Source organism: Cryobacterium sp. RTC2.1, from assembly GCF_035018685.1.
Lineage (GTDB): Bacteria > Actinomycetota > Actinomycetes > Actinomycetales > Microbacteriaceae > Cryobacterium > Cryobacterium glucosi.
This window is the reverse complement of the sequence record NZ_JASJXJ010000090.1, coordinates 1-15,532: the sequence shown is the minus strand read 5'-3', so window position 1 is coordinate 15,532 and position 15,532 is coordinate 1. Positions and strand designations below refer to the sequence as shown.

Below are 15,532 nucleotides of genomic sequence, written 5' to 3'. Positions count from 1 at the left end.
GCGCCCGCACGATTCGGTGTCGTGCGGGCGCTTCTCTGGAGCGAAGTGAGGCGGGTCCGACTAGCGGCGAGCGTCGTCCCTATCCCTGGCGGATGCCGGCAGTACGCTCTTCTCCCAGCCGCGGCGGGCCTTGCGCGCGCCGGATCCCCGGTGAGAGTCGCGCGACCTGTAGACGATGTACGGTCTCACGATGTAGCCGATCGGGGCCGAGAACACGTGCACGAGCCTGGTGAACGGCCAGAGCAGGAACAGCAGGGTCGCGGTCAGTACGTGCAGCTGGAAGAAGAACGGCACATGAGCCATCAGCGACGGGTCCGGCTGGGCCGAGAGCAGCCCGCGCACCCACGGTGAGATGGTTCCGCGGTAGTCGTAGCCGGCACCGAGCACCTGAAACAGCACGGTGGCGGTGGTCCCGAACAGCAGGGTCGCCCCGAGGAGCAGGTACATGACCTTGTCCATCACCGTTGTGGCGAGCAGCACCCGGGTGTTCAGCCGCCGCCGGTAGATCAGGATCGCAAGCCCGGCGAGGGTGAGGACGGCCGCGATACTGCCGAGCCAGGTCGCGCCGACGTGGTAGATCTCATTGGAGACGCCGACGAATTCGAGCCATTCCTTGGGAACCAGGAGCCCGACGACGTGGCCGCCGAGAACCATCAGGATGCCGTAGTGGAACATCGGTGATCCCCAGCGAAGCAGCCGGTTCTCGTAGACCTGGCTCGACCGGGAAGTCCAGCCGAACTGGTCGTGCCGGTACCGGAAGATGTGGCCGACCACGAACACGGCCATGGCCGCGTACGGGAACGCCACCCACAGTAGAAAGTCGATCGGATTCATACCCTGAGTTCCTCACTCGCGATGCCGGACGGCGAAAATGGTTTGAGATTGCCGAGGAAGGTCATGCCGACCGTCTCCGTCGGCGGGCCCTCGTTCACGAGGTTCAGGTAGCGTTCGCGGGTTTCCTCATCGATGCTCGGGAGTGAGAGGGAGACCGCTTCGACGACGTGCGCGTACGGGCTCTCGATGGTCTCGAGTGCGGTGCGGAGCACCTCGATCCCGTCGCGGTGTGCCGCGAGCAGCTCCTGTGCGATGGGCGAATCGCTGAGCGCCGAGAATTCGAGCACCATCGGAAGGTAGTCGGGCAGTTCGTCCGCCGCGACCTCCCAGCCGGCCGCGCGATACGCCTCGACGAAGCGCACCAGCGCCATGCCCCGGCGACGGGTGTCGCCGGCGGCGTAGTACGAGAGGTACGGGCAGCACTTGCGTTTGAGGTCGAACGTGGCCGTGAAGTGCACCTCGAGCTGCTGCTGGTCCATGGTGCCGGCAGCGCCAAGGAACGCCTCGAAGGCGTGCCGAAGCGGGTCGGGCAGCAGCGTGACCGATTCGGCGACGACCGCAAACCGCGCCCGGCGTTCGATGGTCGGATAATCGAGCAGGATCGACGCCGCCATGTGCGCGATGGCACCGTCCTCCGCACTGAGCGGAATCGCCCTGACGGTGCGCGGCGGAAGCTTCGGGAGCCTCATGCGGGGCTCCCGGTGTCGGCGACGGGCGGAATGATCGGCGGGATCGGCGGGAACAGGCCCTTCGGCGCCCCCGAGCCGTTCCAATTCAACAGGTTGAGCCGGCCGGGCGTTGTCGGCTTGGTCTTCTCCCCGCCCTTGCCGATCATCTCGTTGTAGTTGTCGACCGTCGCGTTGAACGGCATTCCCGGTGTCTTGCCATAGGGCCCTGCGGCGGTCGACGTCGGGCCGCCCATGCCGGGTCCGCCGTCGGTGTCGAGCGAGCACGCGAGCTCCTCGAGCTCGCGCGCCGTCTCGACGTGCGCCTTCGGGATCACGTAACGGTCCTCGTACTTGGCGATCGCGAGGAGGCGGTACATTGCTTCGATCTCGGTGCCGGTCATGCCGACGGCCTCGGGGATGGACTCGTCGCGGTCCCGGCCGAGGTTGATGTCGCGCATGTACGAACGCATCGCGGCGAGCTTCCGCAGCGAGGATTCGACCGGGACGACATCTCCGGCCGAGAACAGCCCGGCGAGGTATTCGACGGGGATGCGCAGCTTGTCGATTGCGGCGAACAGGGTGCGGGCGTCCTCACCGTCGTTGTTCGTCGTCGAGATGACGTCGACGACCGGGGACAGCGGCGGGATGTACCAGACCATCGGCATCGTTCGATACTCGGGGTGCAGCGGCAGGGCGACCTTGTACTCGGAGATGAGCTTGTAGATCGGGCTGTTCTGCGCGGCGAGGATCCAGTCGTCCTCCATGCCCTCCGCCTTCGCCGCGGCGATGACCTCGGGGTCGAACGGGTCGAGGAACACCCCGCGCTGGGCCTCGAGCAGGTCCTGGTCGTTCTCGATCGCGGCGGCGGCGAGCACGGCGTCGGCGTCGTAGAGCATCAGGCCCAGGTAGCGCAGTCGACCGACGCAGGTCTCCGAGCAGATGGTCGGCTTGCCCTGTTCGATCAGCGGATAGCAGAGGGTGCACTTCTCCGCCTTGCCGGTCTTGTGGTTGAAGTAGACCTTCTTGTATGGGCAGGCCGAGACGCACATCCGCCAGCCGCGGCAGGCATCCTCGTCGACGAGGACGATGCCGTCCTCCTCGCGCTTGTACATCGCACCGGATGGGCACGCCGCGACGCAGGCCGGGTTCAGGCAGTGCTCACAGATCCGTGGCAGGTAGAACATGAAGGTGTTCTCGAACTCCATCTTCACGTGCTCGCTCATCGTCGCGAGGATGGGGTCCTCCGCCGCGGTCTCCTGGGAACCACCGAGGTCGTCGTCCCAGTTGCCTGACCACTTGATGTCCATGTTCTTGCCGGTCAGTAGGGATTTGGGTCGGGCGACGGGACTCTCGGTGCTGAGCGGAGCTTTGGTGAGCATGTCGTAGTCGTAGGTCCACGGCTCGTAGTAGTCGTCGATGACGGGCAGGTCGGGGTTGTTGAAGATCGTGGCGAGCCGCTTGAGCCGGCCGCCGGAGCGCAGTTTCAGGCGTCCGCGCTTGTTGCGCACCCAGCCGCCGTTCCACTTCTCCTGGTCCTCGTACCGCTTCGGGTAACCGAGGCCTGGCCGCGTCTCGACGTTGTTGAACCAGACGTATTCGACGCCGGTGCGGTTGGTCCATACCTGCTTGCAGGTCACGGAGCAGGTGTGGCAGCCGATGCACTTGTCGAGATTCATGATCATCGACATTTGGGCCATTACGCGCATTTAGTACTCAACCTCCTGGCTGCGTCGACGGATCACGGTGACCTCGTCGCGTTGGTTCCCGGTCGGGCCGAGGTAGTTGAAGGCGAAGGACAGCTGGGCGTAGCCGCCGATCAGGTGGCTGGGCTTGAGCAGGATCCGGGTCAGCGAGTTGTTGGTTCCGCCGCGCATGCCGCTCGTCTCGGCGATCGGTACGTTGATCGTGCGGTCCTTCGCGTGGTACATGTACACGGTGCCCTCCGGCATCCGGTGCGAGACGATGGCCCGTGCGACGACGACGCCGTTGCGGTTGTACGACTCGATCCATTCGTTGTCGCGCACGCCGATCTTGTCGGCGTCCTGCGGTGACATCCAGATCGTCGGCCCGCCGCGGGACAGCGAGAGCATCATCAGGTTGTCCTGGTATTCGGAGTGGATCGACCACTTCGAGTGCGGCGTCAGGTAGCGCACGGCGACCTCCGCGCGGCCCTTCGACCCCGTCGAACCGGTCGCCGCCGTGGAACCGACGATCGAGTCGTCAAACAGGCGGTGCATGTCGAGCGGCGGCCTGAAGATCGGCAGCTGCTCCCCGAGCTCGATCATCCAGTCGTGGTCGAGGTAGAAGTGTTGCCGCCCGGTCAGCGTGTGCCACGGTTTGAGGTGCTCGACGTTGATCGTGAATGCGCTGTACCTGCGACCGCCGTGCTCGCTGCCGGACCACTCCGGGGAGGTGAGGACGGGGACGGGCGCGCCCTGGACATCCGGGTATGAGAAGCGCCTGCCCTCGTTGTCGCTCGCGAGGTGGGCGAGCTTCATGCCCGTGCGCTCCTCGAGCTGCCGGAAGCCCTGGGTGCCGAGACGGCCGTTCGTGGTGCCGGAGAGGGCCAGCACCATCTCGCAGGCGTGGATCGCGGTCGTGAGGCGCGGCCGGCCGGCAGCGGGGCCGCTCTCGACGAGACCGTTCTTCCGGCCGAGGTACTCGACCTCGACATCGGGATTGAACTTGACGCCCTTCGTGACCATGCCCAGTTTCGCGGTGAGCGGGCCGAGTGCGCCGAGCTTGTCTGCGAAGCCCGGGTAGTCGCGCTCGACGACGACGAGCTTGGGCATCGTGATGCCGGGCACGAGCGGCTGGCCGTACTGCACGGTTCCGTGCGGGGTCGCCATCGCATCGGGGGTGTCGTGCGTCAGGGGCACGGCGACGATGTCCCGGCGCACGCCGAGGTGGTCGACCGAGAGCTCGGAGATCTTCTTCGCGAGGATGTGGAAGATGTCGAAGTCGGTCTTCGCCTGCCACGGCGGCGTGATCGCGGGGTTGAACGAGTGGATGAACGGATGCATGTCCGTCGTCGACAGGTCGTTCTTCTCGTACCAGGTGGCCGGCGGCAGGACCACATCGCTGAAGACGGTCGTCGAGGTCATCCGGAAGTCGCTCGTCACGAGGAGGTCGAGCTTTCCCTCCGGAGCGGACTCGTGCCACTTCATCGTCTTCGGGCGCTTCTCCGGCGGGGATTCGGGCGCGCGCACGGCACTCGTGGTGCCGAGCAGGTGCTTGAGGAAGTATTCGTTGCCTTTGCCGGAAGAGCCGAGTACGTTCGCCCGCCAGACGACCATCACGCGAGGGAAGTTCTCCGGTGCGTCGGGGTCCTCGACCGAGTACGCGAGGCTGCCGTCCTCCAGCGACTCGACCACGTACTGGGCCGGGTCGACCCCGGCGGCGACGGCGTCGTCGACGAGGTCGAGCGAATTCCGGTTGAACGTCGGGTAGCTCGGCATCCAGCCGCGCTTCGTCGATTCGACAAGGCAGTCCGCGGTGGTGCGGCCGGCAAAGGTACCGACTCCGAGCGGGCTCGAGAGGGTGTCGGCGGACAGCCCGTCGTAGCGCCACTGGTCGGTCGCGAGGTAGAAGAAGCCGGTGCCGATCATCTGGCGGGGAGGGCGCACCCAGTCGAGGCCGAAGGCGTATTGTCCGTAGCCGGTGAGCGGGCGGACCTTTTCCTGCCCGACGTAGTGGGCCCAGCCGCCGCCGTTGACGCCCTGGCAGCCGGTCATCGTCGTGAGGGCGAGGAAGGCCCGGTAGATCGTGTCGGAATGGAACCAGTGGTTCGTGCCTGCCCCCATCAGGATCATCGAGCGACCGCCCGATTCCTCGGCGTTCTGCGCGAATTCGCGGCCGATGCGTTCAGCAGCCTGCATCGGCACCGAGGTGATGGCCTCCTGCCAGGCAGGGGTGCCGGGCGAGGACGCATCGTCGTAGCCCGTTGGCCAGATGCCCGGCAGCCCGTCGCGACCGACGCCGTACTGGGCGAGGAGGAGGTCGAAGACGGTCGTCACGAGTTCGCCGGCGACGCGCCGCACGGGCACGCCGCGGCGGATGATACCGGCGCCGCCGGCCTGCTGCTCCCCCGCGTCGTCTGTCGTCGGCGACACGTCGAAGCGCGGCAGGTCGACCGAAGCGGATGCGCCGTCGTAGTCCGGCGCGTCCATGATCGAGAGCAGCGGGTCGACGCCCTCGAGGTCGAGGTTCCACTTGCCGACGTCGGTCTCGGAGAAGCGGTGTCCGATCGATCCGTTCGGGATGACGGTGCGGCCGTCCTGGTCGAGGAGGATCGGCTTGAACGCCGCGCTCGCGACCGTCGGCTCGGTGTCGGGGAGGGCATCCGCCGTCATGAACTTGCCGGGCACCCAGGCGTCGCCGCGTTTCGTGAGCGTGATCAGGTAGGCGGAGTCGCTGTAGCGCTTCATGTAGTCGACGAAACGCGGGGTCCGCCGGTCGACGAGGAACTCCTTGAGAACGACGTGGCCCATCGCGATCGCAAGGGCGCCGTCGGTGCCGGGGTGAACGGCGAGCCATTCGTCGGCGAACTTGGAGTTGTCGGCGTAGTCGGGAGAGACCGTGATGACCTTCTGTCCGCGGTACCGGGCCTCGACCATGAAGTGGGCGTCGGGGGTGCGGGTGACCGGCACGTTCGAGCCCCACATGATCAGGTAGGACGAGTTCCACCAGTCGGCGGATTCCGGGACGTCGGTCTGGTCGCCGAAAACCTGCGGGCTCGCGACGGGGAGGTCGGCGTACCAGTCGTAGAAGGACAGCATCGTGCCGCCGAGCATGGAGATGAAGCGGTTGCCGACTCCCTGCGAGACGATCGACATCGCCGGGATCGGCGAGAAACCGGCGATCCGGTCCGGCCCGTAGGTCTTGATGGTGTGCACGTGGGCGGCGGCGACGATTTCCGCGGCCTCGTCCCAGCTCGCGCGCACCAGGCCGCCCTTGCCGCGAGCGCTCTTGTAGGCCTTGGCAGACTCGGGGTTGCCGGTGACGTCGGCCCAGGCGAGCACCGGGTCGCCGAGGCGTGCCTTCGACTCACGGTAGAGGTTGAGCAGCACGCCGCGCACGTAGGGGTACCGCACCCGGGTCGGCGAGTAGGTGTACCAGCTGAATGCTGCGCCACGGGGGCAGCCGCGGGGTTCGTACTCCGGCGAGTCAGGGCCGACGGAGGGGTAGTCGGTCTGCTGGGTCTCCCAGGTGATGATGCCGTCCTTGACGTACACCTTCCACGAACAGGAGCCGGTGCAGTTCACGCCGTGGGTGGACCGCACCTCCTTGTCGTGGGTCCAGCGGTCGCGATAGAAGCTGTCGGCGTCCCTGCCGCCTTCGAGGAACAGGGAGCGCAGGTCCGGCGAGGTCTCGCCCCTGCGAAGGAAACGGCCGAGGTTCAGGATGCTGTCCGCGATCGGGCCGTCGATGCCCGGTTTGGTGCCGGGCTGGCCGGCTTTGCGCTTCGAGAAGCTCGAGTTCTTGAGAGTTTTCACGACATACCCCTTGCGGTGCCGGGCATTGCCGATTCAGCAACCACCCTCGCATCCGAGTCTCACGGGCACCCGAACGGGCTACAAGCGGAAAACGCCGTGAATAATAACCACGTCGGTCTCGGTGGGCACCCGGACGGGCCCGGCATCGGCCCCCTCGGATTCCTCACACTCAGCACCCTCGTCGGAGTGCCGGAGGTCCAGTGTGCAGGAGTCCGGCTTGTCGAGCGGATGCAGCGCGTCGGCCGTCAGCGGACCCCCGGTCTGCTGCAGGATCCCCTGGAGCAGGCCGAGGTGCACGCGGCAGACCTCCGGGTGTTCCTTGACCATCTCGCTGTACGGACAATCGTGCAGCCTGACGTGACGCCCGTCCGCGTCGATCCGCCCGTCGAACCCGGTCTGGTCGAGGTGGTCGTCGAGGGCGTCCAGTTGCCGCTGCAAGGGCGAGTCGATCGCGGCGCTGACCGGCAGCATCCGCCGGACCAGGTCGCCGCGCCGTTCGGCGGCCTCGATCTTCGCGACCCGGATCGAGCCCTCCCGATGGTCGACGCCGGCAGCCGCACTGTAGAGCATCCGCGGCCGGCCCTTGACGTCGCGCTCTTCGGGTTCACAGGTGACGAATCCGTCATTGATCAGGCGTTGCAGGTGTTCGCGTGTCGTGTTGTGGTGCAGCCCGGTCGCCTCGGCGAGGTCGCCGACCGTCATCGTCCCGCGCTGTTGCAGAAAGTACAGCAGTTTGATTCTGCTGAACGACGCGAGCGTGCGGTAGCTCGACGGTGGGCTCGAAGACATGGGTCTACTATCCGCTCTTTGTCAGGAAGCCGCCATGTTGTGCCGGGTTTGAGGAGTAGCGCACATGTGCGACGCATACCCCCCGGCGCACGAACGGCTCGAGGCGGATGCCGATGGTGGGCGCGTGCATCCGGTCCAGTGCACCCTGCATCAGTCCGCGGTGCACGGAGCACACGATGGCGCTGTGGTCTTTCGCGACGTCCAGGAACGGACAGTGATGCAGCTCGATCGCGGTGCGGTCCTCCGACAGGGCGGGGGCGAAACCAACGCCGTCGAGGATCTCGACCACCCGGTCGATCGCTCCAGCGGGATCAACCGGACCGGCAGCTGGCTCGTCGGCGGGCACGAACTGTTCCGACCAGCGTCGCCCGGCGTCGCCGGCCTTTTCATTGCCGGGGCGCGCGTCGGGGGCTCCTGCGGCAAGGCTGTCCGCGAGGAGGCCCGCGAGGAGTCGGTAGGAGTCCTCGGAGGTCCCGGATTCTGCCGGCCCGGCGGAACCGGGCCCGGCGGGTTCCGCCTCGGGCGGTACAGCGGCGTAGAGCAGGCGGGGACGGCCAGGTCGCGTCCGCGCCTCGACCGTCTCGGTCACGAGGCCGACCTCGAGGAGCCGTTCGAGGTGCGAGCGAACGGTGTTGGGGTGCAGGCCGACCGCCGCCGCGAGTGCGGGAACGTCCAGCGGCATCCGGTGGGTGCGCAGCACGTCGAGGACGGCGACCCGGCTCACGCCGGAGAGGGCGCGGTGGGTACGGGCATCGAGGTCGGAGGCAGGCACACCCCTAGTTTTCCCTATAAGTGTGGTAAAAACAACTGAGGTGCGCATTCGAGCTGTACCGGACCAGGATCACGTGACTGACACCGCAATGCGCGCCGTTCGACACCTGCACCACGATGCCGGCGAGCGTCCCTTCATCGTGATCTGGGAGGTGACGCGGGCCTGCCAGCTCGTCTGCACGCATTGCCGTGCGGACGCCATTCGCACCCGCAATCCCTTCGAGCTGACCACCGACCAGGGCCGGAAGCTCCTGGACGATCTCGCGTCGTTCGGCACGCCCCGCCCGCTCGTCGTCCTCACCGGCGGCGACCCCTTCGAACGCCCCGACCTCCCCGAACTCGTGGCCCACGGAACGGGCCTGGGCCTCAGCATGGCCCTCTCGCCCTCCGTCACCCCACGCCTCACCCGGGAGGTCCTTGTCGAGCTGCACGACGCCGGAGCGAAGGCGGTGTCGCTCTCCCTCGACGGGGCATCCGCGGCGACCCATGATGCCTTCCGCGGTGTCGACGGGGTCTTCGACGACACGATGGTCGCCGCACGGATGGTGCGCGACGTCGGCTGCCGGCTGCAGATCAACACGACCGTCACCCGCGACACCGTCCACGAGCTGCCCGCCATCCTGAAGACGGTCCTCGAGCTCGGCACGACGCTGTGGAGCGTGTTCTTCCTCGTCCCGACCGGGCGCGGCAAGCTTCTCAACGCGCTCACCTCCACCGAGGCCGAAGAGGTGCTGCACTGGCTGCACGATGTCTCCGAACTCGTCGCGATCAAGACGACGGAGGCGCCGCACTACCGCCGGATCGCAATCCAGCGCGCCGGTGTCGCCGATCTCGATGCGGCGTTCCCCGTCGGCCCGCTGCGCGCCCGGTTGCGGTGCGACACCGCGGAACTGCTGACCGGGGACGAGCCCAGGCGCCGCGCGCCGCGCGCCCCGATCGATGTCAACTCCGGCCGCGGCTTCGCCTTCGTCGACCACGTCGGCGCGGTCTACCCGAGCGGGTTCCTGCCCGTGTCCGTCGGTTCGGTGCGTGAGCAGTCGTTCCCCGAGATCTACCGGGAGGCGCGGCTACTCCAGGAGCTGCGCACCCCGGATTCATTCGGCGGCCGGTGCGGAGCGTGCGAGTTCCGCACGGTCTGCGGCGGCTCCCGCTCGCACGCGTACGCAGTCACCGGCGATCCTCTCGCCGAGGATCCGAGCTGCGCGTACCGGCCGGTCGCCACCGTCCCGGTTTCCTGACCCAGTCGACGGACTCTTGGGGTTTTCGGCACCTGGGCGGGTGAGGCGACCCGAACGGCAAGAACTCCGTCGAATTGGTTCGGAGCGCTATTCGAGGTGGTGGTTGCCGCGAACCCAGCGCAAGGCGCCGATGATGCCGACCGTGACGCCGATCCCACCGACGGTCATGCCGAGGAAGAGCCAGACGAACAGTGGTTCGAGGCCGGCGATAGTGTGGTCGGCGTTGACGATCGTGCCGCCGAGGAAGCCGCCGATGGGACCGAACAGCCCGACGAGCACCCCGATCAGCATCAGGCGGATGCTGACACCCCGGTCGTGAGCCGAACCGATCGTCGGCACATGCGTGCCCCGCTCCGCGTGCACTGTGTCAGCCATGGTCGGTCACATCCGTTTTCTCTCCGTGAGTCTGGCCGGGACGGCCGGGCTCGGTTGGGTCGAGCCACTGCGGTACTTTCTTCAGGAACGGCCCGATGATGTCCATCGGCAGCGGGAAGACCACGGTCGAGTTGTGGTCCGCGCCGAGCTCGAGCAGGGTCTGCAGGTAGCGCAGCTGGAGCGACGCCGGATTGCGGCTGAGGATCTCCGCGGCCTGGCCGAGCTCTTCCGAGGCCTGCAGTTCGCCGTGGGCATTGATGATCTTCGCCCGCCTCTCCCGCTCGGCTTCGGCCTCGCGCGCCATGGCGCGCTGCATGGCCTGGGGAATCTCGACGTCCTTGATCTCGACGACCTTGACCTGGACTCCCCACTGCTCTGTCTGCGCATTGATACTCCTGGCCAGATCCTCGTTCAGGTCGGCCCGATGCGCGAGCAGGGTGTCGAGGTCCGCTCGCCCGACGACGGAGCGCAGGGTCGTCTGGGCCATCTGAGAGGTCGCCACCGCGTGGTTCTCAACCGCCATCACGGACCGCAGCGGGTCGGTGACCTGGAAGAGCACGACGGCATTGACCCGCGCGGGCACGTTGTCCTTGGTGATGACGTCCTGCGGCGGAATCGTGAGGGTGACGATACGCAGGTCCACCCTGACCATCGTGTCGATGCCCGGAAAGACCATCTGCACTCCGGGTTCGCGGAGCTGCCGAAGGCGGCCGAACCGGAAGGCGACCCCCCGCTCGTACTCCTGCAGGACCGTGAACGCGACGGTCAACCAAACCACGACGATCAGGAGGATGACGCCGGCCGTCACGAGTATTCCGGTCATCGGGCTTCCTTTCCGGGGACCGTGCGCGGTCCCGTCTTGCGGATGCTGCCGTAGCCGCTCCGCCTGGCGAGTTCGTTCGCCGAGATGGCGGCCCGCTGGTCCTCGTTGTCTTCGAGTCCGAGCGCCGTGAGGTGATCGGGGAAGCGCGCGGGAGCGCGTCGGAGATGGGACCAGAGCGGCCAGCTGCCCGCTGCGATGATCGCGGACACGACTCCCAGGATGAGCAGTTCGAGGCCGGTGCGGCCCTGGAACATGACGGCGATCGGCCAGATGACCCCGAGGACCACGACGGCACAGGCGATCCCCCTGTGGAATCGCTCGGCTTCGGAGCTCGGCCAGGAATCGATGTTCCGCACGACCTCCCGGCCCGCGTGGGACGGAGTGCAGTCGTCCTTGACCGGGCACGGATTGCAGACGGTCGGGGAAGCGCGGTACCGGGTCACCCGATTCTCCGGGTCGAAGGAGATCGGCCAAAGCCACTGGTCTTCGGAACAGGTCCAGGCGTCGTGTCCCTCGTGGTACTCGAATCCCCCGGACCGCGCGCTCGTCGTCGCCGCCGCCGTGCGCCGGGCCAGGATGTCCAGGACATGCGCCACGAGCAGCAGGAAGCCGCCGTAGCCGAGAGCGAACCAGACGTCAGGATTGACCGCCTCCATCACGCGCCCCTGTCCGGCCGGTTCTCACCGTCCTGATCGGCGACGCGCCTGCGGTAGCCCGACCCGTACCCGGACTCCGGTGTCGCGCCATCGACACCCGCATCGGAAGTGCCGCCGACCGCCCCGGCGGGCTGCGCCTCCACGAAGAGGGCCTCCATCGGGACATCCTGGGTGGTTCCCTTGATGCGGTACCGCACGCCCAGCCAGGCGATCCAGACGAACGGAACGACTCCACCGAAGATGAAGACGAGGTCGCCGGGCATCCGCAGCCATTCCAGGACCGTGTTGCCGGTTCCGGTGATGAAGTTCATGCTGCGGGCCTCGAAGTAGCCATCGCTGACGGAGTGCCACAACTGCAGCACACCGAGCGGCAGGAGCGTCGCGAAGGTCATCCAGGCCAGGCCGATGTTGAGCGACCAGAACGAGATCTTGGCGAGCCGGTCCGGCCAGCGTTTGGCCGGAATCAGGTAGCGCAGGGCGAAGAGGGATAGTCCCACGCCCATCATCCCGTAGACGCCCATCATCGACGCGTGGGCATGGTTGGCGGTCAGGGCGGTGCCGATCTCGTAGTACGAGACGATCGGGAGGTTGATCAGGAATCCGAAGACGCCGGCGCCGAGGAAGTTCCAGAAGCCGACGGCCACGAGGAACATCACCGACCAGCGGTGTGGGAACGGGGCGGCGCTTCGGGATTGCTGGCGGGCCCCGAGTTGCAGGAAGCTCCACGCTTCCACAGTGAGGAACGTCAGCGGGATCACCTCGAGTGCGGAGAAGAACGCACCCAGCGCCATGTGCTCGACGGGGGTTCCCGAGAAGTACAGGTGGTGCATGGTTCCGAGGATTCCGCCCGCGGAGTACAGGATCACGTCGAGCAGGATGATCTGCATCGCGATCCGGCGGTGCACGACGCCGAGCATCACGAAGATGTAGGCGACCATGACGGTCGTGAAAAGTTCGAGGAAGTCCTCGACCCAGAGATGCACAACCCAGAAGCGCCAGAATTCGGCGACGCTCAGTGTCACTTCGCTGCCGGCGAGCATGCCGACGGCGTAGAAGGCGGGGATGGAGAGACCCGAATAGAAGAACAGCCACGGCAGGTTGAACCGGTGTTCAGACTTCAGCCGGGCCCGGATACCGCGGTAGATGATCGCGATCCAGATGAACATCCCGACGGTCAGCAGGCCCTGCCAGAACTTCGGCAGGTCGATGTACTCCCACTGCATCCCCCAGAACGGCGAGTCCTTGGCGGCGGTGACGCCGAAGATGCTGAGGGCTTCTCCCGCCAGGGAACCGGCGACGACCAGGGCGAGGGCTCCCAGGAGGATGTATGCGAGCCAGTGCTGCCGCTTCGGTTCGTGACCCGAGATATACGGCGCGAGGAAGATCCCTGCCGCGAGGAACGAGGCTGCTGTCCAGAGCAGGGAGAGTTGCACGTGCCAGGTCCTGGCGAGGTTGATCGGCAACAGCTGGGCGAGGTCGATCCCGAAGAAGCTCGTCAGATCGACCCGGTAGTGTTCGACGGCCGCGCCGAGGAACGCCTGCGCGAGGAACATCAACGCGACGACGAAGAAGAACCAGGCGGTCGCAGACTGGGCGGGGGTGACGGCGACGTCGCCGGGCTGCCTGAAGGACAGCGGCGGGGTCTCTTCTCCGTGCTGCCAGCCCATTCGCTTGCTCCAGCGCCCGTAGAGGGCGAACAGCGCGCCGAGGGCGACCATCAGCGAAATGAGCGACAGACCGCTCCACATGATGATGTCCGCGGTGGGCCCGTTGTCGACGAGCTTCTCCGCCGGCCAGTTGTTGGTGTACGAGTAGTTGTGCCCCGGCCGTTCGGCCGCGGAGCCCCACGCGGTCCAGGCGAAGAACGCCGTGAGCTCGTGGATCTCGGCCGGATCGGTGATCACGCTCGGGATCAGCCCGTTCTGGGTCGTCGGAGTGCCGAAGAAGTCCGCATAGTGTTTCTGGACAGACTCGAACGCACTGATCTGCAGGTCCGTGAACACGAGATTTCCCGTTGCCGGGTCGTACCGGTTGGTCCGCATCATCGTGACGAGTGCTCCGTGCGGGTCCTGCACGCCCGAGGCGGTGAGGGCGTCGAGGACGAAGGTCGAGGACCGGCGGAGATAGTCGGCAGTGTAGTCGGGACCGAGATAGCCGCCGTGTCCGACGATCGAGCCGTATTCCTGAAGGCCGCGTTGCACGAAGGTCTGCTGGCCGGCAGTGATCTCGGCGCCCGTGAAGACGACCGTTCCCCGTTCGTCCACGACCTGTTTGGGCTGGGGCATCGAATCGGTGTACGTCATCACGGCGAGGAATCCCATCACCGCGAAGCCGAAGATCATCACGAGGGCGACGCCCTGCAGCCAACCCTTGGACACCATCAACTCGGAACGAATTCTTCCGACCCCGGATTTCAGTTGGACCATGTCGGACCCTCTCGCTGTTGCCTTGTTCAAGGTCGTGCGGCATGCCCGCGCTCGCGACAGCCGAAGTTCCTCCCCCGAATGGGTCACGCGAGGTGGGGAAAAACTACCACGTCTTAAAACTTATTAACTTCATTTTAATGCGCACAATTCTCGTCGAAGGGAAGTGATCGGAACATAAACACCAGATCAAACGGTGAGGCCCCGGAATAGGACCGCGGCGAAACACCGCCGAAACAAATTCACCGGTGAGGTGCGACACGCCGCATGGGGCGCCTTCCCGGCGTTTTCAGACCGGATTCACGGTGTGGCGGCTAAGACCCCACGGGCACCCTTCTCCGCATCCGACATGACGTGGCTGACGAACGGATAGCGCCCGGCCTCGGGGAAGGTGAGCTCGACGAAGCCGCCCTGCGCCGCGGCGAGGTCGAGCACCTGCGCCAGGTCGGCAGGCTGCGAATATGACGGAATCTCCTCAACACGTACCTGATCAGAGCTAGTTTCCACAGACCTGAGCCATGCTCAAAGAATCTCGGTGGTCGGTCGTAACGTGGGGGCATGATCAACCTTCCCGAGTCACCCGCTTCACCCGATCAGCCGCACGGCGACCGGGGGCAGGGTGACCCGGTGCACGGTGACCCGGTGCAGGGCGGCGTGCTCGACGGGTTGCGGTCGATGGCGGATGTCGTCACCGGCCTGGGCGGTTCGTCTGCAGCTGTCGACACGCTCAGCGATGAAGCGGTGCTCGAGGGGCACATGTTGATCGCGGGAGCCCGGCGGGCCTTGGACACCCAGGCGGCGTGGTTCGCCGCAACCCTGGCCCGGCGGTCCCGGCCCGAACTCGGCGGGAAGGGCCTCGCGGCCCGGCAAGGCTTCCGGACTCCGGAAGACCTGCTGCAGAACTTGGCCGGGTCGAGCAAAGGTGACGTGAGCAAACTCTTCGCGGTCGGCCGGCTGCTCGCCGAGACCGACGCCGCCGAGAAAGCCGCCCGCGAAGCCGCCGACGCGAAGAAGCTGCTCGACGAGACTCCGCCCCTCGATGGGGCCGCTCTGGACCTGCCGCCGGTCGACCCGCCAGTACCTGCGGCCGCCGTGCCGCCCTGGCACGCACCAATCGGCCGGGCCCTGCGCGAGGGCTGGCTGAGCGTCGAGAAGGCAGACTCGCTCCGGAAAGGGCTCGGCGACCTGGACCGGGCGATCACCCCGGAGAAACTCGCCACGGCCCTGGCCCGGCTCCTCGCCGAGGCGCGCACGGTGAACGCTGACCAACTGTTCAAGCGCGCCCGGCAGGTGCGGGACGTGCTCGATGAAGCCGGCATCGCCGCCCGCGAGAAAGCCGACTACGACGACCGGTCCCTGCGGTTCTGGCGACTCCACACGGGACAGGTGCGCATGGTCGGGTTGTTCGCCCCGGAAGACGGCGAATACCTGATGAGTACCTACGACGCCATTACCAGCCC

12 protein-coding genes and 1 pseudogene are annotated in these 15,532 nt (G+C 66.7%); 2 read left to right on the top strand and 11 right to left on the bottom strand.

The window, feature by feature from the left end; translation table 11 throughout:
• Positions 1–60 precede the first annotated feature (60 nt).
• The 6 genes from narI to QN357_RS11965 all read right to left on the bottom strand — a co-directional run bounded on the left by narI (position 61) and on the right by QN357_RS11965 (position 8,558).
• A complete protein-coding gene (gene narI, locus QN357_RS11990; RefSeq protein WP_134448902.1) occupies positions 61–834 on the bottom strand; it encodes a respiratory nitrate reductase subunit gamma in 774 nt (257 codons plus the stop codon).
• On the bottom strand, positions 831–1,523 hold the full coding sequence (gene narJ / locus QN357_RS11985) for a nitrate reductase molybdenum cofactor assembly chaperone (protein ID WP_322136010.1): 693 nt from the start codon (positions 1,521–1,523) through the stop codon (positions 831–833). The genes narI and narJ overlap by 4 nt, the downstream gene beginning before the upstream one ends.
• Positions 1,520–3,208, bottom strand: a complete 1,689-nt coding sequence (gene narH / locus QN357_RS11980; RefSeq protein ID WP_134448900.1) for a nitrate reductase subunit beta — start codon at positions 3,206–3,208, stop codon at positions 1,520–1,522. Before narH ends, narJ begins: the two co-directional genes overlap by 4 nt.
• Positions 3,209–6,997: a nitrate reductase subunit alpha gene (locus tag QN357_RS11975; RefSeq protein ID WP_416172937.1), complete on the bottom strand. Its 3,789-nt coding sequence runs from the start codon at positions 6,995–6,997 to the stop codon at positions 3,209–3,211. It lies immediately after the preceding gene.
• A gap of 78 nt (positions 6,998–7,075) precedes the next feature.
• Complete coding sequence (locus QN357_RS11970) at positions 7,076–7,786, bottom strand: helix-turn-helix transcriptional regulator (RefSeq protein WP_134560198.1); 711 nt, start codon at positions 7,784–7,786, stop codon at positions 7,076–7,078.
• 7 nt (positions 7,787–7,793) lie between these two features.
• A complete protein-coding gene (locus QN357_RS11965) occupies positions 7,794–8,558 on the bottom strand; it encodes a helix-turn-helix transcriptional regulator (protein ID WP_322140770.1) in 765 nt (254 codons plus the stop codon).
• Positions 8,559–8,631: 73 nt separating this feature from the next.
• Here QN357_RS11965 and QN357_RS11960 point away from each other — a divergent pair, with 73 nt between their 5' ends.
• A complete protein-coding gene (locus QN357_RS11960) occupies positions 8,632–9,795 on the top strand; it encodes a TIGR04053 family radical SAM/SPASM domain-containing protein (protein ID WP_241975458.1) in 1,164 nt (387 codons plus the stop codon).
• An 87-nt stretch (positions 9,796–9,882) separates the two neighbouring features.
• Here the strand turns inward: QN357_RS11960 and QN357_RS11955 are convergent, their stop codons facing one another.
• The 5 genes from QN357_RS11955 to QN357_RS11935 all read right to left on the bottom strand — a co-directional run bounded on the left by QN357_RS11955 (position 9,883) and on the right by QN357_RS11935 (position 14,579).
• Positions 9,883–10,170 carry a hypothetical protein gene (locus tag QN357_RS11955; RefSeq protein WP_322136013.1) on the bottom strand — a complete coding sequence of 96 codons (288 nt, stop codon included), beginning with the start codon at positions 10,168–10,170 and terminating at the stop codon, positions 9,883–9,885.
• Complete coding sequence (locus QN357_RS11950) at positions 10,163–10,993, bottom strand: slipin family protein (RefSeq protein WP_322136014.1); 831 nt, start codon at positions 10,991–10,993, stop codon at positions 10,163–10,165. Before QN357_RS11950 ends, QN357_RS11955 begins: the two co-directional genes overlap by 8 nt.
• The gene (locus QN357_RS11945; RefSeq protein ID WP_322136015.1) at positions 10,990–11,649 is read right to left on the bottom strand and encodes a hypothetical protein; all 660 of its coding nucleotides are present in this window, start codon (positions 11,647–11,649) and stop codon (positions 10,990–10,992) included. The genes QN357_RS11950 and QN357_RS11945 overlap by 4 nt, the downstream gene beginning before the upstream one ends.
• Entirely contained in the window at positions 11,649–14,075 is a 2,427-nt protein-coding gene (locus QN357_RS11940) for a nitric-oxide reductase large subunit (RefSeq protein WP_323504933.1), read from the bottom strand. The genes QN357_RS11945 and QN357_RS11940 overlap by 1 nt, the downstream gene beginning before the upstream one ends.
• A 297-nt stretch (positions 14,076–14,372) precedes the next feature.
• Positions 14,373–14,579, bottom strand: coding sequence for a hypothetical protein (locus tag QN357_RS11935; protein ID WP_134448892.1), 207 nt, complete (start codon positions 14,577–14,579; stop codon positions 14,373–14,375).
• Positions 14,580–14,630: 51 nt separating this feature from the next.
• On the opposite strand from QN357_RS11935, the pseudogene QN357_RS11930 reads away from it, so the two are divergent.
• Positions 14,631–15,532, top strand: a pseudogene (locus tag QN357_RS11930) (hypothetical protein); the annotation flags it as partial.

Coding starts and splice junctions, on each gene's coding strand:
- QN357_RS11955 (WP_322136013.1), bottom strand. CDS start 10,170: ATGGCTGACACAGTGCACGCGGAGCGGGGCACGCATGTGCCGACGATC.
- narH (WP_134448900.1), bottom strand. CDS start 3,208: ATGCGCGTAATGGCCCAAATGTCGATGATCATGAATCTCGACAAGTGC.
- QN357_RS11970 (WP_134560198.1), bottom strand. CDS start 7,786: ATGTCTTCGAGCCCACCGTCGAGCTACCGCACGCTCGCGTCGTTCAGC.
- QN357_RS11950 (WP_322136014.1), bottom strand. CDS start 10,993: ATGACCGGAATACTCGTGACGGCCGGCGTCATCCTCCTGATCGTCGTG.
- narI (WP_134448902.1), bottom strand. CDS start 834: ATGAATCCGATCGACTTTCTACTGTGGGTGGCGTTCCCGTACGCGGCC.
- QN357_RS11940 (WP_323504933.1), bottom strand. CDS start 14,075: ATGGTCCAACTGAAATCCGGGGTCGGAAGAATTCGTTCCGAGTTGATG.
- narJ (WP_322136010.1), bottom strand. CDS start 1,523: ATGAGGCTCCCGAAGCTTCCGCCGCGCACCGTCAGGGCGATTCCGCTC.
- QN357_RS11945 (WP_322136015.1), bottom strand. CDS start 11,649: ATGGAGGCGGTCAATCCTGACGTCTGGTTCGCTCTCGGCTACGGCGGC.